The sequence below is a fragment of the Undibacterium paludis genome, from assembly GCF_022568815.1.
Classification (GTDB): Bacteria; Pseudomonadota; Gammaproteobacteria; order Burkholderiales; family Burkholderiaceae_D; genus Undibacterium.
Genome location: NZ_JAKZHX010000029.1, coordinates 1 through 26,447, shown reverse-complemented (window position 1 = coordinate 26,447; position 26,447 = coordinate 1). Strand labels below are relative to the sequence as shown.

Sequence of the window (26,447 nt, the reverse complement as noted above, 5' to 3'; positions counted from 1 at the left end):
GGTGATTACCATCTGTCGATGGATTTGAGGGAGTACACAAGATTGCGTTTAAGTTTTTACTCTGTCACCCGTTCATTCATGATCGATTAATCATCATTCTCGAATGGAGCACGCCATGAGCACCATTCTTCTCGTTATTTTGATTCTGATACTGGTCGGCCTCTTTCCCGTCTGGCCATATAGCCGGTCCTGGGGCTATGGTCCCAGTACCCTCACCAGCCTGATCGTCATAGCTCTCATTGTAATGCTACTGACCGGATGGCTGTAAACCCGACAATCCCATTAACCCAACACGTTACGGAGCAAACATGAAAACCATAGCAAAACCAATGATGATACGTGCATTGACTTGCATCGCATTGATCAACGGGGCGATGATGACAAGTTATGCGCAATCGGCAGAATCAAACCAGGCCGTCACCCGCCAAAGTGATCCTGCGCGCTGGTATCAAGAAGAAACGACACCGATGGCATATTTCAAAACCCTAAAAACAGAGGCCCAAGCCGTCTACCAAGAGTCATCCCGTGCTTGCCGGCGCGAACCCAGAACACAGGTCCAGGCCTGTCTGCGCGAAGCCAGAAACACATTGCAACAGGACATGACTGCGGCATACAGAAAATCTGGCATGAGGGAAAAATAAAAGTCTTCCCGTACCTGTATCGACAATCCGGGGGTAAGGCGGCTCTACTTGGACGGTTTTACTTGGCAGTTCTTACCTTCCCGGACCTTGCCGGATTGTCCGTATCCCATGCATTGCCGACGTAAAAGGCTAGTGAAGCTGTGACTGTAAAAGTGAAAATGAAAGACGTGAGGGCACCCTGCTAGACTGGCACACTGGCTGCCAAAGGGATGAGTCCGTGTTTTCCATGACGATTCTTATGCCATCAATAAAAAAGGGCAATCGCAGATTTATTGCGATTTCTCTTCATGAATCAGCCATCGTCAAGTGAGATAAAAATCATTGCCTGACTGATGGGATTTCCACATCAAGCTATCCATGGCCGAATGTCAAAAAACTGAAATTCATCTTTTGATCTTGAAATTGTTGATCACCGTCTTTACGCCGGGCACGCCCTTGGCAATTTCAGTAGCGCGTATCGATTGTTTCTCATTATCGACAAACCCGCTCAACTGCACTTCCCCTTTGCGAGTAACGACGGACACGTCCGTGCTCTTTACGATGGCGTCTTCAAGCATGGCGGTTTTTACCGATGCGGTAAGGACACTATCGTCGACTTTGTTGCCAATGGTCTGCGTGCTGGCCTTCAAACTCAATTTGTTGTCGACTTTCGTCACGCCTGGTATCGTCATGGCGACGGCCGTGCAACGGTCAATCTGTGCCTGGCTGTCAGCAAACCCACTCAGCAATACCTCACCTTTGCGGGTATCTATCTTGATGTCCATGCCTTTGATCGTGTCATCCGACACGATAGCAGCCTTAAGCTTGGCGGTAATAACAGAATCATCAATTACCATGCCTATGGTCGTGGCTGCGCTCGGTGCGCTTGTTTCGGCAGATTGATTGCAGGCAGTCAGGCTTAGCGACAGGCTTGCAATCAATATTGACAAAGCATATCTGGACTGGAGGCAGTATTTCATCATGTTTCCTTTCACTTCAGGCATTTTGGAGATAGAGAAATCAGCGTTGTATGATCTTGCCGTCAGCATCGGACAGAATGATCTCAACACGGCGATTTAACTGCCGGTTTTGTGCCGTATTGTTGTCGATAGCCGGGTACATATCACCATACCCGCGCACGGCAATGCGATCACGCCCTACCCCCATCAGCATCAGTGCGCTACGCACGGCACTGGCGCGTCGTTCAGACAAATCCTGGTTATGTGACCTGGAACCGGTATTATCGGTGTGCCCCTCGACAAGCACTGTTCTTTGCATATTGTTTTGCAATATATCCGCCAGTTTTTGTACAGTTCGCATACCTGTCGGATTCAGTTTCGCCTGGTCTATACCAAACAGTACGTCACCCAAAGTGATCACAATCCCGCGCTCAGTGGTCTTGGCTTTCAGTTCGGCGAGTTGTGCTTCAAGCATGGCGTTGCGGTTTTGCGCTTCAAGACTTTTCGCTTGTTCTTCCTGTGCTCGTTTCTGTGCATCAAGCGCCTCTGCCTGCGCTATTTGCGCTGCCAGTTTGGCCTGCTCCGCCTGTATCCTGGCTTTTTCTGCTTCATTTGTACGCTGGTCTAGCCGGATTTGATCGCGCGCTTTTGCTGCGTCAGCAATACTGGTTTCTGCCATTTTTTGCTTGCTCATTTCCTGCGCCACAGCTATTTTTTGCTTCGCCACGTAGGCAAGACGGTCGATCTTCTCGTTGCTTTCATTGTTTCTCGCAGCATTGTTGGCATCATCCATGGCAACGCCCGCCTGGCGCATTTCGAGCGGTGCCAGGTTGATGACGTTAGGGTTATTCTGTGCAGTTTGATATTCCATGCGGGTCTGATCCAGCAAGCTTGTCGTTTTTGGCGCACTGCTACAGGCTGAAAAGATCAAGATGATGAGCAGGGTCGCAGGTAGAAATATTTTCTTCATGATGCTTCCTTAAAATTTTGACGAAACGATTTAACAAGTCATGAATAAAATCTTTAATCCTTATGCTTTGTTTGCTACTGTGTCTGTCTGTTGGTGCGTTGCAATTCTTCCCTCAGAACACGGATATCTTCTTGCAAGGCATCCGCAGCTTTTTGCGCCTTGACGGATTTGGCTTTTGCCTGTGCCAGTCTGGCATCTGCCTGCGCCTGGGTCGCCAGATCAGCGGCCAGTTTATAGTCCCTGGCATCCATGGCTTTGTTGGCCAAAGCCAGCTTTTCACGTGCGGAATTCATCTCTACCGGTGCAAATTCGCTTGCACCTTCGCCAGCCGCACTCTCAACTGCCGATTTGGATACGGCCACCTCAGCCGTTGCCGGGGCCTTCATGCTGCCGCACCCCAGCAACATACTCATGGCAATTGCAGAAGCGCCGCAGATGCTGATTTTTAATTTTTTATTCATCACTTCCTCCATTAAGGTTCTTGATGCAATTTTCAGGCTTCAGGACTTGTTGCTTCTTTTATAAACCCAGTCAAATCAAAGGTCTGTACGATGCCCCACATTTCTGCGGGCTCCCTGTCAGGCAATCTCCTTCCCGGCAAAATCAGGGAAAATTGAATGTCTACGGAAAAAAAGAAACTGATGGCAAGCTATACAAGAACTGCCGCAATGAAGTCGGGCCGCCAAACGTGCCATTGCTTGCAGTTTTTGACATGAATGAAAAAAGCCCATGAACCTGTCAGTTCATGGGCTTTCAGCTTGACCCGGTTAACGGGCTTGAACAAAAACTTATTGCCTAGGTTCACCGCTGCGGTTAACGGCTATCGTTGCACCAGGCGGGTAACTCATTTGTACACGATGCTCAATGCCGCGATAGATATAAGTCACATCCCAGTAGGCGGGCGTCGTGCTGGTTGTTGTCTTGCAGCGGCGCACGTCACGCTCAACCGGGTTACCATCATTGCGACCCACGTTGGCGCCAATTGCACCTCCGGCAACTGCACCTCCAACTGTTGCCAGGTCCCTGCCAGTACCGCCACCAACCTGATGGCCCAGTATGCCGCCCAGCAAGGCACCAGCAACGGCGCCTCCTACGTTAGGCTCGCTTCGCCCCTGATTCACTTGCTGGCGCTCTATCCAGCAACGCTCACTCGGCGGCCCGACCACCTCACGCACAGAAGTAACTTGCGCCTCGTACATGCCCTCGCCGGGACGACGGCGATATTCATAGTTGGGTGCACTCAATGGGGCTGGCGACTCATTTTCGTAACGCCTGTTATCCCCCAAAGGACGGACTGAAGATATCCGCTTGTTCATCCCCATTCTTTCTAGAGTGTCATAACTGCCCGGGCGCAGCACCATGCAACGACCGCCAAAATAGGCGTCATCACACACTTCCCAGCGACCACTCGTCACTATCACTGAAGAAGCCAGGTCGTTGTAGCCGTTATTCCTGAAATTGTCCTGTACTTCACTGACATAAAAGGTACGGCCACGAAAACCTTCACCTTCGTAGAAAGTAATTTGTGCATTGGCCTGACTGAGTAAAAGCAGGCTCGCTAATCCACCTATCAGTTTGATTTGCATTTTTTTCTCCAGAGAATTTGATCAGAGGGTAACGTGAATAAGAACCCAACCCGCTTAAGTCAATGAATTAAAGGGCCTGACTGGTATGGATATTTCCCCCACGCCTTGCAACCAGTTTAGTCAATATCGTCTGAATTTCCATGTACTTCTGCGCATTCCCGCACATAAAGCACGACGATGTCAGACATCTGGATGACATTCGGCCTGCTCCCGTTTGCATCAATTTCGTCTCATAGACCGAAAATAAATGTCGTTGCGTTCGGGAACGCACATTCTTTTTCCGGGAAACTGGCTATCCTTCATTCGTAGCCCTGTCACCTGAACACTGTTTTCATGAAAAATGCCGACAGACACTCCTCATGACGCCGCCATCAGGTGGAAACGATAAAAAAACTATCTGCGTCAGAAACAATCTTGAAACACATTCACAGCAAGGAGAGAAAAATGCTGTATACACTAGCCGTCATCTTACTTGTTCTCTGGCTACTCGGCCTGGTCACTTCCTATACGATAGGTGGCTTCATTCACATTTTGCTGGTTGTTGCTATCGTCATGTTCCTGGTTCGCGTCATCAACGGGCGCTAGACAGGTGCAACCACTTTTGTACGCATGAAAAGCCTTGGCTCAATTTGCTACCAACATAGCGACGACCACAAGCAACATTATCAATGTAGCCAGCCAGCCCATTAGCTTCAATCTTTTACTGATAACGTACTCTCCCATGATCTGGGGATTGACTGCCATCAGCATCATCACTGCCATGATAGGCACTGAAATCACGCCATTGATGACGGCACTCCAGTACAGTGCTTTGATCGGGTCGATTTCTGTAAATCCCAAAGCTATGCCGATGAGTGTGGATATGACGATGACACCATAGAAGCGCTTGGCATGCATGGGAGTGCGTTCAAGACTGCTCTTCCATTTGAATGCCCCGGCCAAGGCATACGCAGAGGAGCCTGCCAAAACCGGTATTGCCAATAAACCTGTGCCTATGATGCCTGCACTGAACAACATGAAAGCAAACTCGCCGGCAATGGGTCGCAATGCCTGGGCGGCCTGAGCTGATGACTGGATATCAGTGATGCCGTGCAGATTAAGCGTCACTGCTGTAGTCAGGATAATGAAGAAAGCCACCAGGTTGGAAATACCCATCCCGACATAAGTATCGATGTTGATACGTTGAAGGTTTTTAGCCATCAACTGCGGCGCACAGATCAGGGGTTTGGCCCTGGGATTTGCCAGTTGCTCTTCGACTTCCTGCGAAGCCTGCCAGAAAAACAGATACGGACTGATCGTAGTACCAAAGACCGCTACCACAGTGGTCACGTAGTCACGATTCCATGATAATTGCGGCATAAGGGTACTGACGGCAACTTGCGCCCAGGGAATACGCACAACAAAAACAGTCGCTACATAAGCAAGTAAAGCAAGCGTCAGCCATTTCAGTATCCGTACATAACGTCGGTAGGGGACAAATACTTCCAGCACGAGCGAGAACAGACCAAATCCAAGCGCATAATAGTGAGCCTGCCCACCAATAATCAATTTCAGCGCCTCCCCCATGGCAGAAACATCTGCTGCAATATTGATGGTATTGGCGATCAACAGGAGCCCAACGACAACATAAAGCAACCAGGCTGGAAAATGGCGACGAATATTGGTCGCCAGGCCATGACCACTGATGCAGCCGATCTTGGCACTGACGACCTGTATACCTACCATCAGGGGATAGGTAAATAAAACCGTCCACAGCATATTGAAACCAAACTGAGCACCGGCTTGTGAGTAGGTGGCGATACCGCTTGGATCGTCATCGGCAGCACCAGTAATCAGCCCTGGCCCCAGTTTCTTGAGCCATGATTGCCCATCCTCTGGCGTCGTTTTGTCCGGCTTTTGCGAATGATTCAAACGACCCCCGGCTGGTTGTTTCAAGATGTAACTTTTTGCACGATCAATATGTCACATCGCCCAACATACAGCAAGATCAATCGCGAAGTTCTATTTGCTCTCGCCATGCGAACTGCTGGATGTCCTCCGCACAAACTACCCTGCTCCACACGTCCCGCATGGCCTGTACCAGTTTCTCCCGCTTCCGCGGTGATTTGAGCCTGGCTGGCAAGCGACTGAGCCAATGAGCATTGGGGCCGACACGCTCGCCACGTCGTGCAGACAGATAGCGGCTGCTGGGCAAAGGTTTGGCAGCAAGGATAGCAATGAAGTGCTCAAGTTGTGCCGGTGAGCTAAAAACCAGTTCATGCTTTTCGAATTCTATGTGCAAAACCACATAACCCTTATGTGGTATCCGGGCAGGTGCTGCCGGCTTATAAGCTCCCGACTCGCCGGGTACTGACACATGTACCCAGTAAGCCAGCGGTGCACTATACCAGTGATCTGTAAAACTGAAATGGTATTTTGTCGTCATTCACTATCAAGGTATGGGGCAGCCAAGAGTTTTCAGTTTATTCAATGCAGGACACTATTAAAGAACTTCACAGCATCGGTGGCCACCTGCTGGTGCGTAAGTTCACGATCCACGCCCTCAGGATCAGCGCAGAACTGACGGGCAACCAACTTACCCCTGAGATTGCAACTGGCTAAAAATGTATAGTGTGTGACACCTGGCAAAACTTGTAAAGTGGCGCCAGGTATATTCGCCGCATAAATCTGGGCATTGAATTCAGGTATGGCCTGATCATCCGCCGCACCGACGACCACGCGCACCGGCAGTTGGATGGCGGCCATGCTGTCCTTGGTCACCACCCTGCCGGCAACCGGTGCGATGGCATAAGCCGCCTTAATTCTCGCGTCGCTGTACGACACCCCTGAGACGGCAATGGCATCCTTGACGCGCTGATTTTCTTTCAACAGCTTGTGCAAATCGTCATCACTGAACCTGGCCTCGGGCGGTAGTTTGCAATTGGGGTTGGATGCATATTTACCGCAAAACTCTTCCCATTGTGCATAACTGATCTTGCCACCGACGCTGGCCAAAGCAGTGTATCCGCCAATAGAAAAGCCGGCTACCGCAATTCGGTTCGCATCGATCTTATTCCCCCATGTCGGGTCCGCCAGCAGCTTGTCTATCAACACGGACAAGTCTCTTGGCCGGTCCCACCAGACCACAAAACCTTCCAGGCGCGTGCTTTCTTCATAGGCTGTATTGCCATGGTGATTGACTGCCGCAACGATATAACCATTGGCAGCCAATCTCTCTGCCAGCCAGGCCATGGAAGCAGCAGAGCCGCCGGTACCATGCGAAATCAGGATCAGCGGAAATTTACCGCCAGTACTGGCCGGTGCGGCTCCGATGGCATTTTTCCCTGCCTTGAAAATGGCGACATCCCAGTCTTTCTCCACCGTGCCAGCACTGGCCGGATACCAGATGGCCGTCGCCAGAGGCCTGTTTTTGCTGCCACTCCAGTCCAGGCGACTGGCATCTTCATATTGCTTCATCTGCAAACCTACAGGGTAAGGCCGTAATGGGGTTTCAACTGCCATGGTCAACTGACTGGCGCTGGCAATCAATGCCAGGCTGGAGAACAAATGACGGATAAATGTAAGCATGAATATGTTCCTGTAAAAAGCGGACGTAAGAAGTCCTTGATATGTGAAAACACATACCTCGAAGCAATTAATAAGAAAATTCGAGAAAGATCAGGCTTGGAAGGGAATGACCGGGATACATATCTGGCAATCAAACACGCCCGTTTCAGTATCGAAGCAAGAATCCGGCGAGTAATACTCAAAGCAGGGCCGGGCATCAAGCTGGAAGCCACTGGCCGGTAGCCAGTCACGCAGCATGGCATTCCAGGCATCGCCCACTTCAGCATTCACCCCCTTGAAGTACAGACTCGCATACTGCCCACCGGGTATGCTGGTCAGCAGCGCATTGCCCGGGATTGCCGATCCCGGCGCCATTTCAACAGCAGCATCATAGCGGCACAGTACAGGATCAGTGATACTGGGATCATCATGACTGATGCCATAGCGCGCTCTGGCAAACAGATTATGTGTTGCCATCCAGGGCGCAACCGTTTCTGCCCAAAACTGACCAACCGGCGCACCATAGGGCCCGATGTGGCGAAGATAAGCCACAGTAACTGTGTCTCGGCTAATGAGCTTGACATCCATAACAGCAACCCGTTTCAATTTGGAAGAGATTCCATTATGAAAGGATGCGTAGGATTGCAATTGATCATTCTTGCTAAGCGCTTGATTATTCTTGCTATTGGTTTGATGCAAGCCTATCTGGTAAGCACGCCAGGCCGCGGGTGTATAGGCAAAACGGTCCTTGAAAGCCCTGGTAAAGGCTTCGGCTGAACCAAATCCTACCGACAGGGCAATCTCAAGCACAGGTGTACTGGCCTGTGCAAACAGGCGGAATGCCGCCACTTCCAGGCGGCGTCTGCGCACGTAGTCGCCCAGGCGTTCCCCCATCCAGGCAGCAAACAGACGATGGAAGTGATAGGAGGAAAAATGCGCAACCCCTGCCAGCACTTCCAGATCAAGTGGCTGATCAAGATGTCGATCTATGTATTCCAGCACCCTGTGCATGCGGGCCTGATAGCCCGTCTGCGGATTGCTATCCGGATTGACCAACTCAGGCTCCTGACTGCGAAACTTCCCATTCCATATAATCACTGGTCGATGCAAAACCAGCCGATGCATACAGGGGTTGACCATCATCAGTTGCTTGCAGCCAGACTTTGCCATACCCCTGCTCACGCGCATATTGCATTGCCTGCTGCAAAATCTTTCTGGCCAGGCCCTGCTTGCGATACTCCGCCATGGTGTACATATTGAGCAGGTAAGCATCCTTACCCGAAGTATTGCCAGGATAAGGCGGACGCACAAATACCACGAGCGAACCTGTCGCTACAATTTTCCCGTCTGCTTCTGCAACCCAGGTCTTGCATTCATGATTGTCGAATGCACGCGCATAATAATCGCGGGTGGCTGCCAGCAATTGCTCGTTCGCCCCCTTACCCTGATTGAAGTCCACCAGGTCACCGAACAAGCGCATACGCATTTGTACCAAAGCATCAAGCTCGCTGGCTTGTGCAAGACGAATCAACATATCATCAGGCTCCATTTCAACAATCCAGGCGTGAGCTTGCCTCTGATTGCCTGTGTAAAATGGTTATTCTAAAACAATCCGCTGTTCCCGGTTGGAGTTGGAATCAGCCTGCGTTTTTTCGCCTCAGGGTAATCGCCTTTTCAGGACAGGCTGTCACACACAAGCCACAGGAGCGACAGGCATCTGCATTCGGTGTATAAGCCACCCGCATGCCATGCACTCTTTGCTTGATTTGCGCCAGCAAACCCAGGCTTTTGTAATCGACGTCAGCAATACGACGCATCTCGAATACATTTTCAGGGCACACCGGTACACAATCAGCCTTGCCTTCGCATCTGCTGAAGTTCACAACTGGAATGATTACTCCTGGCTCCTGTTTGCAAGCGATTGATTTATCCTGAATCATTGCCCGTCCTTTCCGCCGTCGACCTGATCAGACCGGCGGGCATCGCTGCAGTGCCGTCTGTGGCCAAACATGCCACGGCGGAATTTTTCGCGCTCTTCCTCCGATAATTTTTCCCAGCGTTCATGCCGCCAATGATGATGCCCATGCCCGTGTCTGTGTCGTCCACCGTGCATGCCGCCAAACAGGATTTTGCTCAACGCCAGCAAGCCAAGCGCCTGCAAGAAGTCTATGCTGCGGGCACCGACAAACAACGCCGGCATGAGCCAATTCCACAACATCATGACCACCCAGCTCAAGGCGCTGACACCAACGATGATCAATACAAAAAACTTTGCAAATCTTAATCGTGAAAACATGCTTGCTTCTCCTGATTCAATTAAATTCTTCCAGTAAATCCTGCAAACGGGTGCGCAAGTGCAAGACTGCATATCGCTTGCGCGCCAGCAGGGTATTCACACCCAGACCCGTTTCTGCCGACATCTCTTTAAAACTGCGACCCTCGATTTCATGACCGACAAATGCATCACGCTGCTCTTCTGGTAACTCTTCCAAGGCTTCATATAACTCGGCCAGCAACACATTGCGTGCATAGGCAGCTTCCGGTCCGGCATCGGCCGATGGCAAGGCTTTATCCAGCCAGGCTTCTTCTTCATCGCCATCCGCCAGATCAGGCAAAGCCAGTTCTTTCTTTTTCCGAAAACGGTCTATGATGCGATTGCGCGCCACCCTGAACAGCCAGGCACCGACCTGCTCTATCGGTTCCGGCAAACGGTAAGCCTCAACCAATTCATACAACACATCTTGCAGGATGTCTTCAGCCTCGCTGGCATCAGCGACACGCTTGCGTATGAAACTGCCCAGTCGGGCACGTTCACGTTTGACGGTTTCCGTGATGTGATTATCTTGCTCGGCCATCAGCTCAATTGGTTTAAATGTGCTTTCCATGTCTGTGTAGACGTGCTGACACGGCGTTTATTGTAGAGTGGATTAAAAATATCTACAGACCGGATGGGAACTTGCAGCAGGAGGCTCACTATTGCTTAATTATCATTCAACTAACGCTGCCTGTGCATGCCTGACAATAAGTGACCCTGCACCAAACAAGCGAACCTCATCAGCATGTGGCAGCAGGCAGGAATGACGGCAGGGTCCCTGTGCTTTACTTACCTGTCAGTTTCATTGCGCAACTGTGGTGCCACCAGGGGTATGGTCAGATAAAAACTCGTTCCCTCGCCAAGTTTGCTCTGTAATCGTATTTCGCCACCGAGCACGCCAGTCACGAGGTTATAGGCTATATTCATACCCAAACCCGATCCACCCTGCCCGAGCTTGGTGGTAAAAAAGGGATCAAACACTCTTTTTTGCACCTGCTCCGACATGCCCGCACCATTATCAGCAAACACGATCTGCACTTTATCGTCTTCCAGCAGCCTGGTGCTCAGGCGCATTTCACCAGATTCACAATGCTCAAACGCATGGCTTAGCGCATTAGTCATGAAATTGGTAATGATCTGCCCCAATGGCCCGGGGTAACTGTCCATATTGATGCCAGGCGCCAGTTCTGTTACCAGGGCATACGGTGTTTTCTTATACATAGGTGTCAGGGTGATGATCAATTCTTCCAAAGCCAGCTGCAAATCGAATTGACGCCTGTGACTGCTGGACTGATCGACGGCAACCTGTTTGAAGCTCCGTATCAGCTCACGCGCCATTCCCAATGTACGCATCAGCAAGGCAGTTCCTGTGGCAGCATTTTCAAGGTACCGGTCAAGTGCAGAACGTTTCAAGATGCCGGCCTTGACATCGCGCAGCAATTCATTGGTCTTGTCCTGCAATGTGCTGGCAACGGTCACGCTATTGCCTATTGGTGTATTGAGCTCGTGCGCCACGCCCGCCACCAGGGAACCAAGCGCGGCCATTTTTTCAGACCGTACCAGTTCGTCCTGCGTATGCTTCAAGGAATCCATTGCCGCTGCCAGTTCACTATTAGCCTGTTGCAGGTTCAGGGTACGCAATCTGACCCGTTCCTCCAGTTGCGTCGTCATTTCGCGAATCTCTTGCTCTATCTGCACTTGCCGCGTCACGTTCAGCAATGAAAATATGCACATGGATTTATCGAGCATATTGATCAGACGGGCAGACAAGAGAAAAATCATTTCCCCTCCTGCATGGTCTGTCATGCGCAGCTCCAGCTGATCGATTTTTTTGTCCCTGCTCATGACGGAATTGAATTTTTCGCGCTCTGCCAGATCGGTCAAAAATCCCATTTCCTTTGTTGTACGTCCAAGCACATCCTCTCTTTGATAACTGAACTCCTTGAGCCAGACATCATTGACTTCAATGATGTAATCTGTGCTTGCATCGACCAACCCCAAGGGAATAGGTGACAGCTGAAACAGTGTCGAATATTTTTGCTCGTTCTCGCGCAGCAGGGATTCCACTTTCACACGGGCTGCTTCTGCACTGATTTCCTGGTCAATATTGCGGGAAGATAAAAGCAAATAGGTTTCATTGTCAGTCTCGAACTTGGAGCCTGATACACGGCAATGCGTGATATAGCCGAACTTGTGGCGAAACGCTATCTGCATGTTCCTGACTTCGCCATCACGCTTGATGCAGGAGATCAATTCATCACGCTGTGCCGGATCAGCCCATAAATTCAAATCGCCGGAAGTACGGCCAAGCACATATTCACGCGAATAGCCTGACAGGGGCTCCCAATTGCGGTTGACATCAATGTATTCGCCGGTCGCCATCCTGGTGATCGTCAGGGTATCTGGCACCAGTTGAAATACCGTCGCCAGCAATTTTTCGCGATTCTGTAATTCGCGCTCCACTTTTTCCTGCAATTTCTCCACTTTCCTCAATGCTGTGACATCTTGCAGAGCATACGCGATATAGGGCTCGCCACCGGCGTCAAAACGGGTTCCTGAAATCAGCACGTGATAGGGATGCCCTTGCTTGTGACGGTAGATGGTTTCAAAATTATTGACCTCACCTTCGCTCCTCAGTATGTTCAGCATGGTCGCGCGCTGGCTCGCGTCCATCCACAGATTGAGCTCCAGTGAATAGCGTCCAAGAGTTTCATCCCTGCTATAGCCAGTGATGGTTTCCCAGTGACGATTGACTTCGAGATACCGGCCATCTTTTTCACGGCAGATAGCAAGGACATCCGGGACCATCTGGAATACTTTTTCAAACAGGGTTTCGCGTTCTTTTGACAAGCGTTCCAGATGTTTTCGCTCCTCCATTCCCTGCTTCAGGTTCTGACTGATGGCATAGGCGTCCGCCTGTTGCCGCAACAGACCAGCGACCAGAAGCAGCATGCCGGTCGCAAAATCCAGTATGGTCGCGATCTGCAGATCGGGAAACAGTGCTGTTGACGAAGAGACCAATAATGGCTGAATCAGGACATGAATTCCCTTCAAGAAGACCAGCCCGCCCAAAAAACCGTAGGCAAGCGCATTCTTGTTATCGCGTGCGCGCCAAAACGTCAGGGCAGAAGCCACCAGTACACCTGCGGCAATGACATGGATGGGGAGTGCGCTCCAGAGCAGATCCAGGCCCGACAGCGATGCCATTAACAACCATAAGACCAACGTGGCAAACATCAGCATGACAGGCATCACATACACCGTCACGCCATGAAATATCCTGGCCCCAGCCCACATGAAACATATATAGACAAGCAAAAAAACATCCGTCAGCACATTGGCTCCGGGGCTGGCAATATCACGTGGAAGATTGAAGAGATAGCAAACAAACAGGCCAGCATATGCCCAGGCCCAACAGCGCATCGCCCGTGTCTGTACTTGCAGATGCTGGACATAAGCCAACACCAGCATAATCACAAATGCAGCAGCTACAGGTGTGCTGGCTATTGCTTGAAAGTGAGTGAAAGGCATGGACAATAACCCAGTTACCCAATGCAGAACTGCTGATTTTCGATCTCGTGAATTCAGCGCATTTGCAGTAAAAAGACCACCAGACTGGTCTATCGCTTCAAATATTAGCACTGAAGGTAAGATCAGTTGACGACTAATATCAAGATTCGATTCGATGCGTTGTTGCAATAATCATTATTTAACATTTTCCAATTCTTTGGTCTTGATTATGATGGCGGCTTCACATAAGATTCAAGTGGAAGTAACTAATTCAAGCAACAGGGAGCGCACTGATGAAGAGTCAACACAGTAGAACACCCGGCTTGTTACAAAAAGATCTTCATATCGCCACCTTGGCATGCGGAATTATGGCAAAAAATGAAAGATCACTGAGCCTGAAATCAGGGTTTTATACTTATTTGGATAACGACACTGCCACTGACGGCGTACTGGGTACAAACCAGGATGACGACATCATTGACTTTATCGAAGAAGATCAAGAAGCTCTGCAACCCAAGATTGAACTCCATCCCTGGAAAATCCTGATTGCCGACGACGACAGTAATGTTCATGACACAACGATACTGGCACTCAACGGTGTAAAAATCCATGGCCGCCCTCTGGAGTTCATGCATGCCTATTCTGCCAAAGAAGCGCGTACCGTCATTGCAGAGCATCCTGATATTGCCCTGGTTTTACTCGACGTGGTCATGGAGACCGTGGATGCTGGCCTGAAACTGGTCAATATCATACGTAATGAGATGGCCCTGAACAATCTGCGCATTGTCCTGCGCACCGGTCAGCCCGGCTATGCCCCTGAACAGCAAGTCAGCGAAGAGCTGGCAATTGACGGCTATACGACAAAATCGAAATTGACACGTTCGCTGCTGATCTCGGTATTGAACGACACCTTGTCAATGACACACGAAACACCTGAACTGCCTAATTGAGGTATTGTCATCCCCGACAGGGGGAAAGCAAAAAGTGAGACGGGGCCAGAATCTGGCCCCTTTTTTTGTCTTTTTTACCTGAGCACCGTGAAATATACCGGTCAACGTCTGCTAACCAGTGTTACCAGACACCGTTGATCTGGCATTCATTCAGCGTCCGGCTGATTTGCCGGCGCCGCTTTGATGAAAGCAGGATGTTCGATGCAAGCCTGATTGATACGCATGAGTACTGGCATCGCTGTCAGATCACAATTGAAGCGCTGGGCATTGGCAATTTGCGGCACTAAAAAGCAGTCTGCAAAACCTGGTGCATCACCAAAACAGAAGCGCCCTGTTCGTTTATCCGCTGCCAGTTTTTGTTCCAGAACGGCCAGACCGGTTTCACACCAGTGCCGGTACCAGGCATTCTTTTGTTCATCGCTGACTTGCAGAGTCGCGCTCAGATACTTCAGCACCCGCAAATTGTTTACGGGGTGAATTTCACAGGCAATGGCCAAGGCCAATGCACGCACATGGGCGCGATCAACCGGATCAACAGGCAAAAGGCCAGACTCCGGGTACACTTCTTCCAGGTATTCGATAATCGCCATGGATTGCGTCAGCGTGATGGTCTCGCCATCATGCTCATCCTGGAAGGCCGGTACCAGCGCATCCGGATTCAGGGCGCGATAGGCTGCTGCAAATTGCTCGCCACCATTTTTCAGCAGGTGCACGGCAGCCTGCTCATACGCCAGGCCTTTGAGATTGAGCGCAATCCGGACACGATAAGAAGCCGAACTGCGGAAATAACCATAGAGTTTCATAGATACCTTCATTTATTGTGCATTGCATACCGTCACCATGACGGCAACAAATCAGGCTGCCCCTGATCTCAGACTATCCTTAGCTTCAAATCACTGAGGCCGGTGATGCTCGCTTCCAGTAAGTCGCCACGCTGTACGGCTGCGACACCTGCAGGCGTGCCGGTAAAAATCAGATCACCTGGTTGTAAAGTGTACAGTTCCGACAGGCAGGCAATGATTTCAGCCAGGCTCCAGATCAGCTTGCTGATATCACTGTTCTGTCGGGTCTGCGTATTGACGTCCAGACGGATAGGCGCTTGCTGTATCGACAGCACAGTATCGGCACGATGGATCTGGCCTATCGGCGCAGAAAAATCAAATCCTTTGGCGGTACACCATGGCCGCCCCTGATCCTTGGCTTCTGCCTGCAAATCGCGACGTGTCATATCCAGACCGACTGCATAGCCCCAGATATGGCTGAGTGCATCTTCGACACGGATGTTCTTGCCGCCCTGACCGATAGCCACGACCAGTTCCACTTCGTGATGCAGATTGTCTGTCATGGGCGGATAAGGCATTTCACCCACGGTCCCTGCCGCAACGGGCAAGACAGCATCAGCAGGCTTCATGAAAAAGAATGGCGGCTCCCTGCCTGTCCAGCCCATTTCTTTGGCGTGCTCAACATAATTACGGCCTACGCAATAGATTCTGTGAACAGGGAAAAAAGCTGTACCGCCAGCGATGGGCACGGCAGCTTGCGCTTGCGGGGGGAAGAGAAAGTCCATATCAACTCCTGAAAATCCTGGTTTGCCAATCAAATGCACTGGAAGAAGCCCGGGCACATCTGCTACCGCTATTATGGCATTTTCAAATACACCCTGTCATACCGCTGTCATGACATGGCTAAAGCTCAACAATTCAACACTGGTTATAATGCCAGTTCAATTGCGGAGAACAACAATGAAAACCTGCCTACACCCCAAATACCTGATTCCAATAGAGCCGCGCGCCACCGTCCTCACAGGTCATGCCCTGGTCATGCAGGATGAAAAAATTCTCGCCATACTCAGCAGCGCAGACGCCCGCCAGCATTACCCGGATGCACTACATCTTGAACTGAGCGAACATGCGCTCATGCCGGGCATGATCAACTTGCACGGCCACTCAGCCATGAGCCTGCTGCGCGGCCTGGCAGATGACCTGAGTCTGATGGACTGGCTGCACAATCATATCTGGCCGGCAGAAAAACAGCACGTATCAGAAGAGTTTGTCTTCGATGGCAGCGTCTATGCGATGGCAGAAATGCTGCGCGGTGGCATCACGACCATCAATGACATGTATTTTCATCATGAAGCCGTCGCTCGCGCCGGTCTGCATACCGGCATGCGCACCGTTGTCGGTTGCAGCATACTGGAATTCCCTACCGGTTATGCAGCAGATGCCAGCGCCTACCTCGACAAGGCGATGGCGGCACAGCAGGCGTTCCAGGGGCAAGTCGGTGTAGAGTTCAGGCTGGCACCGCATGCGCCCTATACCGTATCTGACGACACCTTCAAGAAAATCATAGCCCTGGCGGATAAACATGACATGGGCATACATTGCCACATTCATGAAACCATGGATGAAGTGAATGACAGCATCCGTGACCATGGCATGCGCCCCTTGCAGCGCCTGCATCAACTGGGCGTGCTGTCACCGCGCCTGATTGCTGCCCATATGGTGCATGCAAATGAAGAAGAAATCAGCTTGCTGGCGCAACAGGGCGTGCACATTGCCCACAACCCGGCCAGCAACCTTAAACTGGCTTCCGGCTTTGCCCCCGTTCATGCCATGCAGGCTGCCGGTGTCAATGTCGGCATAGGTACTGATGGCGCAGCGAGCAATAACAAGCTTGATCTGCTCGGCGATCTGCGCATGGCCGCCTTGCTGGCCAAAGCTGTTTCAAGTAATCCAACAGCACTCAACGCTGGCAATGCCCTGGAAATGGCAACGCTGGCAGGCGCCAGGGCGCTAGGCCTGGACAAGCAGATTGGCAGCCTGGTGGCCGGTAAGCTGGCCGACATCATCGCCATCGATTTGTCTGCACTGGAAACCCTGCCCTTGTTTGACCCGGTATCGCAAATTGTCTATGCCGCCGGTCGCGAGCAAATCAGCCATGTATGGGTCAATGGCCGCTGCCTGATGGCTGATCGCCAGTTACTCAACCAGGATGAGGCTCAGCTTAAAGAAAAAGCCGTCTGGTGGCAACAACGCATCGCGGCAGCCTGATTAACCTATTTTAATTTTTGACGATGAAATACCTAGCTCCTCTACTCAAGAATTCTGTCTGTGCCGGCCTGACCGGCCTGCTCCTTTGCACAGCCCCTGTACAGGCAGCGTCTTCCACTTCACTCACCACGGTTGCCGAGCGATCAGGCTTCCAGAAAACCGGTCGCTACGAAGAAGTGGAGAAACTGTGCAAGGCTTTTCAACATACCTATCCCAAAGAGGTTCACTGTCTGGAATTTGGCCGCACACCAGAAGGTCGCCCCATGCTGGCTCTGCTGGCTACACGCAGCGACGCATTCACACCAGCAGCGGTAGCGAAGAAACACTTGCCCGTCACGCTGATACAGGGTGGCATCCATGCCGGTGAAATTGATGGCAAGGATGCTGGCTTCCTGGCACTGCGAGAGATGCTGGAAAACAAGGCAGCAGCACATTCTCTGGACAAGCAGGTGCTCTTGTTTGTACCGGTCTTCAACATCGACGGACATGAGCGCTTTGCAGCCTGGAACCGCCCTAATCAGCGCGGCCCGGAAGAAATGGGATGGCGTACCACTGCACAGAATTACAACCTGAACCGCGACTATGTCAAAGCCGACAGTCCGGAAATGCAGGCGATGCTGAAGCTCTTCAACACCTGGGACCCGCTGGCCGTGATCGACCTGCATGTGACAGATGGCGCCAAGTTCGAACATGATATTTCTATACAGGTAGAGCCCGTCAATACTGGCGACACCGATTTGCGCAAGGCCGGCCAATTGTTACGTGACAACGTAATCGCGGACCTGGCCAGGCAAGGTTCTTTGCCACTACCTTTTTATATGTCGTTTGCCCATGAAGACGACCCCATGTCAGGCTTCGTCGACGGTGTGGCTCCACCGCGTTTTTCGAATGGCTACCTGCCTTTGCGCAATCGTTTTGGCATGCTGGTAGAAACACATTCCTGGAAAGACTACCCTACCCGTGTGCGTATTACGCATAACACGATTTTGTCTGTCCTCGACCAGGTGGCGCAACATGGTGGGCAATGGCTGGACACCGCTTTGGCAGCTGACCGGCGCGCCAGCCAGCTGGCCGGGCAGCCCTTGCCTGTGACCTACAAAGCCAGCGACAAGACCAGGGATATTGCCTTCCGTGGCTACGCTTATACACGCACCATGTCCGATATCTCTGGCGCGCTGATGACACGCTATGATGAGAGCAAACCGCAAATCTGGAATGTCAAACTACGCGACGAAATTCTGCCGGATACCACGATTACCTTACCCAAGGGCGGTTATGTCATACCTGTCGCCTACAGCAAGGCAGTTGCCGAGAAATTGCAACAGCATGGCATCATTTATCGCATCATCAAGGCTGATATGGATCAGCTCAACGGTGAGCAATTCGTCACCAGCCAGGCCAGCTTCCAACCACAGTCTTTCGAAGGTCATCAGGCCCTGAAATTACTGGGGCAATGGGAGAGCAAGACACAGGCTGTCCGTAAAGGAGCTTTGTTTGTACCCATTGCACAAATCAGGTCTCGCCTGGTTGCCGGCCTGTTTGAGCCGCAGGCGCCAGATGCACTGGTTAACTGGGGCTGGTTCAATAATGCCTTCGAGAGAAAAGAGTATATGGAAGCCTATGTCGCTGAGGATGTGGCACGTCAGCAGCTAGCCAGTGCCCCGCAACTGAAGGCAGCCTTTGAAAGGAAACTGGCGGAAGAACCTGAATTCGCAAAAAACCCTTTTGCCCGTCTCGATTTTTTTGCTCAACGCCATTCTTCCTGGGATAAGCGTTATCAAGTCTATCCTGTATTGCGTGTAGATTCAGTACCAAATCAGTGAGTCCTGTATGCGGCATGTACAATCGACAATACATGCCGCAAGAAAATTCAATGGAAGAACAGGTAGGCGACAAAAATAGCCGCAATCACACCGGCAAAATCGGCCAGCAAGCCCATGGAAATCGCATAGCGGGTCTTGCGTATGCCAACCGAACCAAAATAGAGAGCGACGATATAAAAGGTTGTATCAGCAGAGCCCTGGAAAAGACAGGCGAGACGACCGAGAAACGAGTCAACGCCATAAGTTTTCATCACATCGATCATCATCGCTCGCGAACCGCTACCACTTAAGGGCCTCATCAGTGCAGTCGGTAAAGCCGGCGTGAAATCCGTATTAAAACCAAATAAGGTGAATAGCCAGTTAAAGGCAGACACGACAAGGCCAAGCACTCCGGAATTGCGCAAAACGCTGATGGCGACCAGCATGCCGACCAGATAAGGGATGATCGTCAATGAAGTCTGTATACCACCTTTTGCACCTTCAATAAAAGCTTCATACACATTCACTTTTTTACGCATGGCGCCAAGAATGAAGCTGACGATAATCGCCAATAACAAAAGATTGCTACTGAGTTTGGAAAACACTTCTATTTCTGCACGCGTCATGCGCTGACTCAAGTACCAGATCAAGCCGATGATAAAGCTGCTAAGGCCACCCAGCCAGGCAATGACCACCCTGTCAAACAGATTGATGCGCTGCCGGATGGCAACAGCAACCAGACCAACCAGAGTAGCGACATAGGTGGCGATCATGCATGGGATGAAAATATCGGAAGGGTCCTTCGCCCCCAGCACTGCGCGCTGCGCCATAATGGCCAGCGGTATCAGCGTCAAACCGGACGTGTGCAACACCAGGAACATGATTTGTGCGTCACTGGCTTCCTCCTTGTCCGGATTCAGGCTTTGCAGGCTTTCCATGGCCTTCAAACCAAACGGGGTAGCCGCATTATCAAGCCCCAGCAAGTTGGCCGAGAAATTCATCACCATATGGCCATTGGCCGGATGGTTTTTTGGGACACCCGGAAATATGCGTGCAAAAAACGGTGCGATCAGTTTGGCAATAAAGTCGATGGCGCCAGCCTTTTCCCCGATATTCATGATGCCAAGCCAGAGTGTCATCACGCCAGCCAATGGCAAGGCGATGTCCATGACACCCGTGCGTGCAGAGTCAAAAGTGCCATCCACGATACGCTTGAATACTTCCACATCCCCAAAAATCAGCCATTGCCCAAGGGCGGCAACAAAGCCTATCAAGAAAAAACCTGTCCAGATGTAGTTGAGTAGCATGTTTTGAGATGTGGGGTAAGTGTGCTGGCTTTTTATCATGAAAAGCTGATGCCGTAGTATGAAAATTTCGCTCATACCCATAAGTGACTGACATGCCTGAAACATCCTGTTGCAGTTTTTCGTCGGAATTTTAAAAAAACTGTCGTCCTTCTTGCTTAGCTTTGCGTTATATGCTCATTGAGACACAGGGAGTAAAGGCATGAAAACCAGTCAATTTTTCAAATGTGCATTGTCGGCTGCCATCTTGTTTGCGGCAAGCAGCACTGTACTGGCGCATGATTATGATGGCAGATGGCATAGGCCAGCACCTTATCCTGCTCCCTATGAAGTAGTCAGGAACTACAACTACATTTATTATCCGGCACAGCAGATTTATTACTCACCAGACTTTGGTGCATGGTATTGGGCCAATGGCCGCGGTTGGGAAACAAGTACCAGCCTGCCCTATTTCCTCAATGTTGATTTGCGCTATGGCGGAGTGCCCATCGTATTACGCTCACCGCGCCCCTATGTCGAGCATGTCTATGTAGAGCAAACCTGGGGACGCCCATGGCGTGACAGTCATATCGCACGACAGGAATGGCGTGAAGAAAGGCGTGAACACCACCATCACCACTACTGGAGGCCTTAATTTCCAACCAGGCTTGCAGCAATGTTGATGGAAAAACCGAGTATTGCCACATTGAAAAAGAAACTGAGTACAGATTGCGCAAGTACCGTCTTGCGCGTCTGCCGGTTCATCACCGACACATCCGAAGTCTGCGCGGCCACGGCAATGGTGAAGGAGAAATACAGAAAATCCCAAAAATCAGGCATGCCTTCATCATCGGGAAAATGCAAGGCACGTTTGTCTTCTGGTGAGTTATAAAAAAGCAGCGCATAGTGAAAGCAGAAAATCACACCGAGCAGCAGCCATGAGCCGAGCACCGTACTGATCGCAAACAGGTATTTCGTTACCCGGACTTCACCGCTGGCGCCTGCCATGCCTGACAGTTCATGGATAATTGCCAGCAAGCTGATGCTGGCCGACAGGGATAGCAAGACCAGGACGGCAATAGCGCTTTCATCTTCCTGCTGCGCCATCTCCCTGACAGTATGCCTGTCTGCCCTTGCCATCAACCAGCCCATCAGCAGCAAATAAATCCACACACCGACATTCCAGCCACACAATGCACGTGTAATCACAGGGACATCGCGCGGCAACAGAACGGCTGCCAAACTCCCCAATCCCAAGGTTATCAGCAAGCGTGGGCGACGACGTATGAAGTGCTTGATAGGAAATCCTGTCTTGTGATCTGACATAAAAAGTGAAGGCCTGTACTCAATCGGGGATGATACAACCAAGGCACACAAGCAAAAAACTATTATTCCGATTTTTACATTAAAATCATAACAATACTTCAAGCAGCGTGAACATATTTATAAAGCTGCCGACCTACCTGCGCCAGACTACCTATTTATACAATAGCAATGCGTAAAAAATGTCTTTCAATCAGGTAATTTTTTATTAAACTGAAAATTGCAGAAACCAAGTTTCTTTTTGTCAGCTTGCAGCCTTTCTTGTGTATTCATTCATTGAGGCAAGTGTCATGCACAAACGTTACCGTTACCTGCCGCTGTCCAAAGTTACTGTCGGCACAGTTCTGGCAGAAGATTTGCTGGACAAGGTTGGTCATGTCTTGCTACCCGCCGGTGTCACGCTGACGGAACGCATGCTGCAAGCCATCGCCCAACATGATATCCATCAACTCTCGATAGAAGACACAGAAATCTCGGCGCAGGAAGAAGAAGCGGATCTCCGAAACAAACTGGCGCGCATAGAAACCATATTCCGGCACGCGGGCGAGACAGAGCCCGCAAACTTGTTGAAATCTTACGTTCTTCACTACCGCCAGGGTGTCAGCAAATGAATGATACGACAGGCTTCAAAATACACCTGGAAGACGTGATCAAAAAAGTCAAGGATTTGCCTACGCTTCCCGAAGTAGCAATCGAAATGTTGCAAAACCTCGACGACGAAAACAGCAGTCTGGACATGGTCACAGACAAGATTGCCATGGATCATTCCGTCACGGCTAAAATCCTGCGGCTTGCCAATTCCTCTTACTTCGGCAACAACTCCAAGGTTGTGACCTTGCAACAGGCAACGGCTTTATTGGGTGTTAAAAATGTCAAGAACCTGATACGTCTGACTTCTTTATCAAACAAATTTCCAACTGCCAATTGCCCGGCATTCAATTTCAAGGCGTTCTGGCGACATAGTATTGCCACTGCTGTTTGCGCCGAAATGATTTCGAGGGCGCTACACATGAAACATGACTTCGCTTTCACTGCCGGCTTACTGCATGACATTGGCAAGTTGGTGCTGGTGACTATTTATCCAGAGAATTACAACCAGGTCTTGCTGTATCAGGCAAATGCAGATTGCCAGCCTCTCGAAGCCGAACGCACCATCATGCATATCGATCATGTCGAGGCTGGGCTTGCATTGGCGACGTACTGGAATTTTGCCGAGGCAGTCTGCGACGCCATTCGCGGACACCACAACCCCGAACTGGAAGGCTTGCACAGCCTGGCGTCCGTCGTACATGTCGCCAATGGAATCGTTCACGCGCTTGATCTGTCCAGGGAAGAAAACGATATGCTCCCCTTGCTGTCACAGGCTGCATGGGATACGCTAGGGCTTGGTGAAGCCGACTACTACAGCATATTCCGCGAAACCGAAATGCGTTTCGACGCTTTGGATCAGATCGTACTTTGACTTTTTAAATTTCGGCACATGTATCTGGATAAATCGATTTTGGAACACTTAAAGCTTTTCAGGGACACTGATTATCGTATTGAAGACATCCACCTGTTTCGCGACATTACTGATGAAAATAGACAACTGATTGCAGACATTATCAAAAATAGCCAGGTCGTCAAAGCTTATACCGGCCAAATCGTTTTGGATGCGAACAGTTCAGGGGCAAGGCTATTCATCGTATTAAAAGGGGCGCTGGGCGTTACCCGTATCACCGAAGAAAGCAACCAGCTAGAAAATACCATCACCCAATACCTGCCTGGCGAATGCGTGGGAGAAATATCTGTCCTTGATGAAGAAATTCATTCCGCCACAATTTCTGCGATGACAGACAGCGAGCTATTGCTGATAGAAGCAGAGACTTTGTGGCGGCTGATAGATGAATCCAATGGAGTAGCCCGTAACTTGCTGCAGTTGCTATCGTTTCGCATACGCGCAGCCAATGCACAGATTCGTAACAGGCAAAAAGTCGGGGAATTCTATCGTCAGCTGTCCATGGTGGATGGACTCACGGGCCTGCACAATCGCGCCTGGCTCAACGCACAATTGCCTGGCATGATACAGCATGCCCATGCCACCGGTGCGGCCCTCTCCATCATTATGGTCGACCTAGACCACTTCAAGCGCTTCAATGACGAGCATGGTCATTTGCTCGGTGATGATGCGTTGCAAACAGCAGCAAAAGTGCTCAACGCCGGTTTGCGCCCCAGCGACTTCGCTGCACGCTACGGGGGCGAAGAGATGATGGTTATCTTGCCAGGTACCGCACTCAGCTCCGCTGCAGGCGTTGCGCAGCGACTGTGTAACAGACTGGCAAAAACCAAGGTCTTCATTGACCGGCAAAAACCCCTGCCCCATATTACCGGCTCATTTGGTGTTGCTACCCTCAGTATAGGGCAAGACATCAATGACTTTATCAGTACGGCAGATGCCGCCCTGTATCGCGCCAAGGCAAATGGACGCAATCAGATAGCGAGCTAGTGGCTGTAGCAGCGGAATCAAGGGTGAGAACACCTGGTGAATCAGGGTAAGGCCAGATTCACAACGCTGCACAGCGGCGCTATCGCGAACATTTGCAACGCCGCCATGATCGATGCACATGGCAGACACTTTGCTTTTCAGTGTTACAGTCCACTGGCCGACCATAGCAGTTAAGTTAAGATCAGGCGAGGCAGTATTGCTCCCCCTGCCATGCCAAACAGTGTGAGAAGTTTGGCTGTCACTGCGCATGATGTTGACCTGTGCATCCGGATCGTTTCGCATGCCCCTCTGCCTCAACGACTACAGCCTGTCGGGTTTGTTTTTTTGCAATCGGGGCCAATGGAGAAGCCAAAAAACAAGTGAGAAAGGGCAAAAGAACAAGGGCGCCTACGGCGCCCTTGTTCTTTTCACATACCCGATCCGGAAAAATTACTTACCAGACTGATTTGCATAAATGATCCAATACCGAGCCAGGTCCGCAGTACCGTCCGTACCTTTAACGGTCTTGAGCACTTTGATCGCATTTGCTTTCTTGCCTGCCTGGAGATAGGCAACACCAAGGTGCAACTTGGCATCATCTTCATGCTTGAGACTGTCTTTGCCAATCCCCTCTTCTATCATGCCTATGCCTTTGTCGAACTTGCCTGCCGTAACATAACCATAACCGATGTTGACCAGACCATTACCATCCTTGGCTGCCTTGGCCTCATCTTCGCTGGCCGCCATGGTTTTATTGGCTTCATCCTGTGTCCTGTTAGCCATATCGCGCAAACGCTTGTGACGGTCTGCATCTTTGCCTTCACCAAGCAAGCCGGCTTTATAGCCAGCATCAATGATCTTCAATGCTTCTGCAGGGTAACCGGCCTGGATGGCAAACAGAGACATATCCATGTAATCGGCAGTCTTGTTGATTTGCCCCAGCGCCAGCTTCAGGCGCATCAGGTCAAGTTTCAGACGGTCAGAATAACCAGGTTTTCTTTCAATATTGTTCAACAAATTGACCCAGTATTCCTTTTTACCATGGAAGGCCACCATTTTTTCCAGGGCGCTCGAATAACCAGCCATGTCTTTTTGTTTCAATGCGGCATTGGCATAGTATTCAAGATTGGTCAGGCTTGGTGTACGGCCTGCTTTTTCGTCCGCGGCCAGCTCTGCCATCACCTCTTTCATCGCGCGCGCGCTATCACCACCTTGTGACATCGCTTGTATCATATACGGACGCAAGGATGGGTCCGTACCGCCATCAGCATAGTAACGGTTATACCACTGGGCAGCCTTGGCGTAATTACCAGCCTTGAAGTAGGCATTTGCAAGCACCTGTATCATCTGCAACTGCTCTTTACCACCCAGTTTATTGGCAGAAACAATAGTCTCTGCAGAGCGAATGACGGTATCGTTATCACCGGCAGCTGAAGCAATCGACAGACGCATGCGTTCTATCGTGAAATTCTCATTGACAGTCTTGCCACTGACGCTGTCTGCTTCATGGATCTTGGACAAAGCGTCCCTGAATTTCTTCGCTTTGTACAGCTCACCAGCCGCTTGCACAATACGGCCAATTTCTGGGCGCATGGATTCCTGGGCATAGGCTTGATTTGCTGCGATATTCGTTAATTCCGGAACGGCCGCAAAGCCAATCGCTGCAATCAATACAGCAAGACGAGACAAGCGAAGTTGCTTCATATGTTGATCTCTCAATCAATAAATTAAATAAACTTTGGGACTGCAGCTTTAGAAAAACCCAAGGCTCAACCCATGAATATGAAAAATGGCAGGGTTAACCCTGCCAATTTTCTATCATACCTTAAGAACTCAGCATGGTTGCGCCGAAATCGTATCGAAGTAACTAATCGTCACTTCAAGAACTGCTCATTCCCGACCATACCGATCTTGGTGACACCCAGACGCTGGGCAGCAGCCATGACCGCAGCCACAGACTTGTAAGGCACCACAGCCACCGGACGCAGATGGATCTCTGGCTGGGCGGAGGACGGCCCTGCCGCTGCCGCCTGCAACTTGGCTTCAAGCTGGCTATGATTGACCGTCTCG

At 50.7% G+C, this 26,447-nt stretch carries 29 protein-coding genes; 10 read left to right on the top strand and 19 right to left on the bottom strand.

The window, feature by feature from the left end; all coding sequences use genetic code 11:
* Positions 1 to 115: 115 nt before the first annotated feature.
* Positions 116 to 268 (top strand): DUF3309 family protein, encoded by a 153-nt coding sequence (locus LZ463_RS28285; RefSeq protein WP_241459668.1) that lies wholly within the window; start codon positions 116 to 118, stop codon positions 266 to 268.
* Positions 269 to 308: 40 nt separating this feature from the next.
* The gene (locus LZ463_RS28280) at positions 309 to 641 is read left to right on the top strand and encodes a hypothetical protein (RefSeq protein WP_241459667.1); all 333 of its coding nucleotides are present in this window, start codon (positions 309 to 311) and stop codon (positions 639 to 641) included.
* A 383-nt stretch (positions 642 to 1,024) separates the two neighbouring features.
* Here LZ463_RS28280 and LZ463_RS28275 read toward each other — a convergent pair whose 3' ends face one another.
* The 4 genes from LZ463_RS28275 to LZ463_RS29175 form a co-directional block, all read right to left on the bottom strand.
* Positions 1,025 to 1,570 carry a BON domain-containing protein gene (locus tag LZ463_RS28275; RefSeq protein ID WP_241459666.1) on the bottom strand — a complete coding sequence of 182 codons (546 nt, stop codon included), beginning with the start codon at positions 1,568 to 1,570 and terminating at the stop codon, positions 1,025 to 1,027.
* Between the two features lie 70 nt (positions 1,571 to 1,640).
* Positions 1,641 to 2,549, bottom strand: a complete 909-nt coding sequence (locus LZ463_RS28270) for an OmpA family protein (protein ID WP_241459665.1) — start codon at positions 2,547 to 2,549, stop codon at positions 1,641 to 1,643.
* 74 nt (positions 2,550 to 2,623) lie between these two features.
* On the bottom strand, positions 2,624 to 3,010 hold the full coding sequence (locus tag LZ463_RS28265) for a DUF4398 domain-containing protein (RefSeq protein ID WP_241459664.1): 387 nt from the start codon (positions 3,008 to 3,010) through the stop codon (positions 2,624 to 2,626).
* 327 nt (positions 3,011 to 3,337) lie between these two features.
* Positions 3,338 to 4,135 carry a beta/gamma crystallin-related protein gene (locus tag LZ463_RS29175; protein ID WP_277624204.1) on the bottom strand — a complete coding sequence of 266 codons (798 nt, stop codon included), beginning with the start codon at positions 4,133 to 4,135 and terminating at the stop codon, positions 3,338 to 3,340.
* 444 nt (positions 4,136 to 4,579) lie between these two features.
* Between LZ463_RS29175 and LZ463_RS28250 the strand changes: the two genes are divergently transcribed.
* A complete protein-coding gene (locus LZ463_RS28250) occupies positions 4,580 to 4,720 on the top strand; it encodes a lmo0937 family membrane protein (protein WP_241459663.1) in 141 nt (46 codons plus the stop codon).
* A gap of 39 nt (positions 4,721 to 4,759) precedes the next feature.
* Here LZ463_RS28250 and LZ463_RS28245 read toward each other — a convergent pair whose 3' ends face one another.
* The 9 genes from LZ463_RS28245 to LZ463_RS28205 form a co-directional block, all read right to left on the bottom strand.
* Positions 4,760 to 6,046: an NRAMP family divalent metal transporter gene (locus tag LZ463_RS28245; RefSeq protein ID WP_241459662.1), complete on the bottom strand. Its 1,287-nt coding sequence runs from the start codon at positions 6,044 to 6,046 to the stop codon at positions 4,760 to 4,762.
* Positions 6,047 to 6,122: 76 nt separating this feature from the next.
* Positions 6,123 to 6,560: a hypothetical protein gene (locus tag LZ463_RS28240; RefSeq protein WP_241459661.1), complete on the bottom strand. Its 438-nt coding sequence runs from the start codon at positions 6,558 to 6,560 to the stop codon at positions 6,123 to 6,125.
* A 41-nt stretch (positions 6,561 to 6,601) separates the two neighbouring features.
* The gene (locus LZ463_RS28235) at positions 6,602 to 7,702 is read right to left on the bottom strand and encodes an alpha/beta hydrolase family protein (protein WP_241459660.1); all 1,101 of its coding nucleotides are present in this window, start codon (positions 7,700 to 7,702) and stop codon (positions 6,602 to 6,604) included.
* 90 nt (positions 7,703 to 7,792) lie between these two features.
* Positions 7,793 to 8,737, bottom strand: a complete 945-nt coding sequence (locus tag LZ463_RS28230) for an AraC family transcriptional regulator (protein WP_241459659.1) — start codon at positions 8,735 to 8,737, stop codon at positions 7,793 to 7,795.
* Position 8,738: 1 nt separating this feature from the next.
* Entirely contained in the window at positions 8,739 to 9,215 is a 477-nt protein-coding gene (locus LZ463_RS28225) for a GNAT family N-acetyltransferase (protein ID WP_241459658.1), read from the bottom strand.
* Between the two features lie 103 nt (positions 9,216 to 9,318).
* Complete coding sequence (locus LZ463_RS28220) at positions 9,319 to 9,618, bottom strand: 4Fe-4S dicluster domain-containing protein (RefSeq protein WP_241459671.1); 300 nt, start codon at positions 9,616 to 9,618, stop codon at positions 9,319 to 9,321.
* Complete coding sequence (locus LZ463_RS28215; protein ID WP_241459657.1) at positions 9,618 to 9,977, bottom strand: hypothetical protein; 360 nt, start codon at positions 9,975 to 9,977, stop codon at positions 9,618 to 9,620. Before LZ463_RS28215 ends, LZ463_RS28220 begins: the two co-directional genes overlap by 1 nt.
* A gap of 16 nt (positions 9,978 to 9,993) precedes the next feature.
* The gene (locus tag LZ463_RS28210) at positions 9,994 to 10,566 is read right to left on the bottom strand and encodes an RNA polymerase sigma factor (RefSeq protein ID WP_241459656.1); all 573 of its coding nucleotides are present in this window, start codon (positions 10,564 to 10,566) and stop codon (positions 9,994 to 9,996) included.
* A 218-nt stretch (positions 10,567 to 10,784) separates the two neighbouring features.
* Entirely contained in the window at positions 10,785 to 13,526 is a 2,742-nt protein-coding gene (locus LZ463_RS28205) for a PAS domain S-box protein (RefSeq protein ID WP_241459655.1), read from the bottom strand.
* Between the two features lie 347 nt (positions 13,527 to 13,873).
* On the opposite strand from LZ463_RS28205, the gene LZ463_RS28200 reads away from it, so the two are divergent.
* Entirely contained in the window at positions 13,874 to 14,455 is a 582-nt protein-coding gene (locus LZ463_RS28200; protein ID WP_241459654.1) for a response regulator, read from the top strand.
* Between the two features lie 146 nt (positions 14,456 to 14,601).
* On the opposite strand, the gene maiA is transcribed toward LZ463_RS28200, so the two are convergent.
* On the bottom strand, positions 14,602 to 15,258 hold the full coding sequence (gene maiA, locus LZ463_RS28195; protein ID WP_241459670.1) for a maleylacetoacetate isomerase: 657 nt from the start codon (positions 15,256 to 15,258) through the stop codon (positions 14,602 to 14,604).
* Positions 15,259 to 15,326: 68 nt separating this feature from the next.
* On the bottom strand, positions 15,327 to 16,022 hold the full coding sequence (locus tag LZ463_RS28190; protein ID WP_241459653.1) for a fumarylacetoacetate hydrolase family protein: 696 nt from the start codon (positions 16,020 to 16,022) through the stop codon (positions 15,327 to 15,329).
* 175 nt (positions 16,023 to 16,197) lie between these two features.
* Between LZ463_RS28190 and LZ463_RS28185 the strand changes: the two genes are divergently transcribed.
* Both LZ463_RS28185 and LZ463_RS28180 read left to right on the top strand, forming a co-directional pair.
* Complete coding sequence (locus tag LZ463_RS28185) at positions 16,198 to 17,505, top strand: TRZ/ATZ family hydrolase (RefSeq protein ID WP_241459652.1); 1,308 nt, start codon at positions 16,198 to 16,200, stop codon at positions 17,503 to 17,505.
* 23 nt (positions 17,506 to 17,528) lie between these two features.
* Positions 17,529 to 19,328, top strand: coding sequence for a M14 family metallopeptidase (locus tag LZ463_RS28180; RefSeq protein WP_241459651.1), 1,800 nt, complete (start codon positions 17,529 to 17,531; stop codon positions 19,326 to 19,328).
* A 47-nt stretch (positions 19,329 to 19,375) separates the two neighbouring features.
* Here LZ463_RS28180 and LZ463_RS28175 read toward each other — a convergent pair whose 3' ends face one another.
* Positions 19,376 to 20,614: a nucleoside recognition domain-containing protein gene (locus LZ463_RS28175; protein ID WP_241459669.1), complete on the bottom strand. Its 1,239-nt coding sequence runs from the start codon at positions 20,612 to 20,614 to the stop codon at positions 19,376 to 19,378.
* A gap of 199 nt (positions 20,615 to 20,813) precedes the next feature.
* On the opposite strand from LZ463_RS28175, the gene LZ463_RS28170 reads away from it, so the two are divergent.
* A complete protein-coding gene (locus LZ463_RS28170; protein WP_241459650.1) occupies positions 20,814 to 21,245 on the top strand; it encodes a hypothetical protein in 432 nt (143 codons plus the stop codon).
* On the opposite strand, the gene LZ463_RS28165 is transcribed toward LZ463_RS28170, so the two are convergent.
* Complete coding sequence (locus tag LZ463_RS28165) at positions 21,242 to 21,916, bottom strand: DUF1345 domain-containing protein (protein WP_241459649.1); 675 nt, start codon at positions 21,914 to 21,916, stop codon at positions 21,242 to 21,244. The two genes, LZ463_RS28170 and LZ463_RS28165, sit on opposite strands and share 4 nt — an antisense overlap.
* Positions 21,917 to 22,203: 287 nt before the next feature.
* On the opposite strand from LZ463_RS28165, the gene LZ463_RS28160 reads away from it, so the two are divergent.
* From LZ463_RS28160 to LZ463_RS28150, 3 genes are read left to right on the top strand one after another with little or no spacing between them, the layout of a single operon-like run.
* Positions 22,204 to 22,524: a hypothetical protein gene (locus LZ463_RS28160; RefSeq protein WP_241459648.1), complete on the top strand. Its 321-nt coding sequence runs from the start codon at positions 22,204 to 22,206 to the stop codon at positions 22,522 to 22,524.
* Positions 22,521 to 23,375 (top strand): HDOD domain-containing protein, encoded by an 855-nt coding sequence (locus tag LZ463_RS28155; protein ID WP_241459647.1) that lies wholly within the window; start codon positions 22,521 to 22,523, stop codon positions 23,373 to 23,375. Before LZ463_RS28160 ends, LZ463_RS28155 begins: the two co-directional genes overlap by 4 nt.
* A 39-nt stretch (positions 23,376 to 23,414) precedes the next feature.
* Entirely contained in the window at positions 23,415 to 24,398 is a 984-nt protein-coding gene (locus LZ463_RS28150) for a GGDEF domain-containing protein (RefSeq protein WP_241459646.1), read from the top strand.
* Between the two features lie 429 nt (positions 24,399 to 24,827).
* Here the strand turns inward: LZ463_RS28150 and LZ463_RS28145 are convergent, their stop codons facing one another.
* Complete coding sequence (locus LZ463_RS28145) at positions 24,828 to 26,081, bottom strand: tetratricopeptide repeat protein (protein ID WP_241459645.1); 1,254 nt, start codon at positions 26,079 to 26,081, stop codon at positions 24,828 to 24,830.
* Between the two features lie 170 nt (positions 26,082 to 26,251).
* On the bottom strand, positions 26,252 to 26,447 hold a 196-nt coding region (locus tag LZ463_RS28140), incomplete at its 5' end, for an ExbD/TolR family protein (RefSeq protein WP_347176305.1).

Excerpts from the sequence above, each read along its gene's own strand:
- LZ463_RS28165 (WP_241459649.1), bottom strand. The coding sequence starts at position 21,916 with ATGTCAGATCACAAGACAGGATTTCCTATCAAGCACTTCATACGTCGT.
- LZ463_RS28210 (WP_241459656.1), bottom strand. The coding sequence starts at position 10,566 with ATGGAAAGCACATTTAAACCAATTGAGCTGATGGCCGAGCAAGATAAT.
- LZ463_RS28170 (WP_241459650.1), top strand. The coding sequence starts at position 20,814 with ATGAAAACCAGTCAATTTTTCAAATGTGCATTGTCGGCTGCCATCTTG.
- LZ463_RS28280 (WP_241459667.1), top strand. The coding sequence starts at position 309 with ATGAAAACCATAGCAAAACCAATGATGATACGTGCATTGACTTGCATC.
- LZ463_RS28285 (WP_241459668.1), top strand. The coding sequence starts at position 116 with ATGAGCACCATTCTTCTCGTTATTTTGATTCTGATACTGGTCGGCCTC.
- LZ463_RS28235 (WP_241459660.1), bottom strand. The coding sequence starts at position 7,702 with ATGCTTACATTTATCCGTCATTTGTTCTCCAGCCTGGCATTGATTGCC.
- LZ463_RS28185 (WP_241459652.1), top strand. The coding sequence starts at position 16,198 with ATGAAAACCTGCCTACACCCCAAATACCTGATTCCAATAGAGCCGCGC.
- LZ463_RS28205 (WP_241459655.1), bottom strand. The coding sequence starts at position 13,526 with ATGCCTTTCACTCACTTTCAAGCAATAGCCAGCACACCTGTAGCTGCT.
- LZ463_RS28175 (WP_241459669.1), bottom strand. The coding sequence starts at position 20,614 with ATGCTACTCAACTACATCTGGACAGGTTTTTTCTTGATAGGCTTTGTT.
- LZ463_RS28190 (WP_241459653.1), bottom strand. The coding sequence starts at position 16,022 with ATGGACTTTCTCTTCCCCCCGCAAGCGCAAGCTGCCGTGCCCATCGCT.
- LZ463_RS28200 (WP_241459654.1), top strand. The coding sequence starts at position 13,874 with ATGGCAAAAAATGAAAGATCACTGAGCCTGAAATCAGGGTTTTATACT.
- LZ463_RS28265 (WP_241459664.1), bottom strand. The coding sequence starts at position 3,010 with ATGAATAAAAAATTAAAAATCAGCATCTGCGGCGCTTCTGCAATTGCC.
- maiA (WP_241459670.1), bottom strand. The coding sequence starts at position 15,258 with ATGAAACTCTATGGTTATTTCCGCAGTTCGGCTTCTTATCGTGTCCGG.
- LZ463_RS28180 (WP_241459651.1), top strand. The coding sequence starts at position 17,529 with ATGAAATACCTAGCTCCTCTACTCAAGAATTCTGTCTGTGCCGGCCTG.
- LZ463_RS28160 (WP_241459648.1), top strand. The coding sequence starts at position 22,204 with ATGCACAAACGTTACCGTTACCTGCCGCTGTCCAAAGTTACTGTCGGC.
- LZ463_RS28225 (WP_241459658.1), bottom strand. The coding sequence starts at position 9,215 with ATGTTGATTCGTCTTGCACAAGCCAGCGAGCTTGATGCTTTGGTACAA.
- LZ463_RS28250 (WP_241459663.1), top strand. The coding sequence starts at position 4,580 with ATGCTGTATACACTAGCCGTCATCTTACTTGTTCTCTGGCTACTCGGC.
- LZ463_RS28270 (WP_241459665.1), bottom strand. The coding sequence starts at position 2,549 with ATGAAGAAAATATTTCTACCTGCGACCCTGCTCATCATCTTGATCTTT.
- LZ463_RS28145 (WP_241459645.1), bottom strand. The coding sequence starts at position 26,081 with ATGAAGCAACTTCGCTTGTCTCGTCTTGCTGTATTGATTGCAGCGATT.
- LZ463_RS28240 (WP_241459661.1), bottom strand. The coding sequence starts at position 6,560 with ATGACGACAAAATACCATTTCAGTTTTACAGATCACTGGTATAGTGCA.
- LZ463_RS28155 (WP_241459647.1), top strand. The coding sequence starts at position 22,521 with ATGAATGATACGACAGGCTTCAAAATACACCTGGAAGACGTGATCAAA.
- LZ463_RS28215 (WP_241459657.1), bottom strand. The coding sequence starts at position 9,977 with ATGTTTTCACGATTAAGATTTGCAAAGTTTTTTGTATTGATCATCGTT.
- LZ463_RS29175 (WP_277624204.1), bottom strand. The coding sequence starts at position 4,135 with ATGCAAATCAAACTGATAGGTGGATTAGCGAGCCTGCTTTTACTCAGT.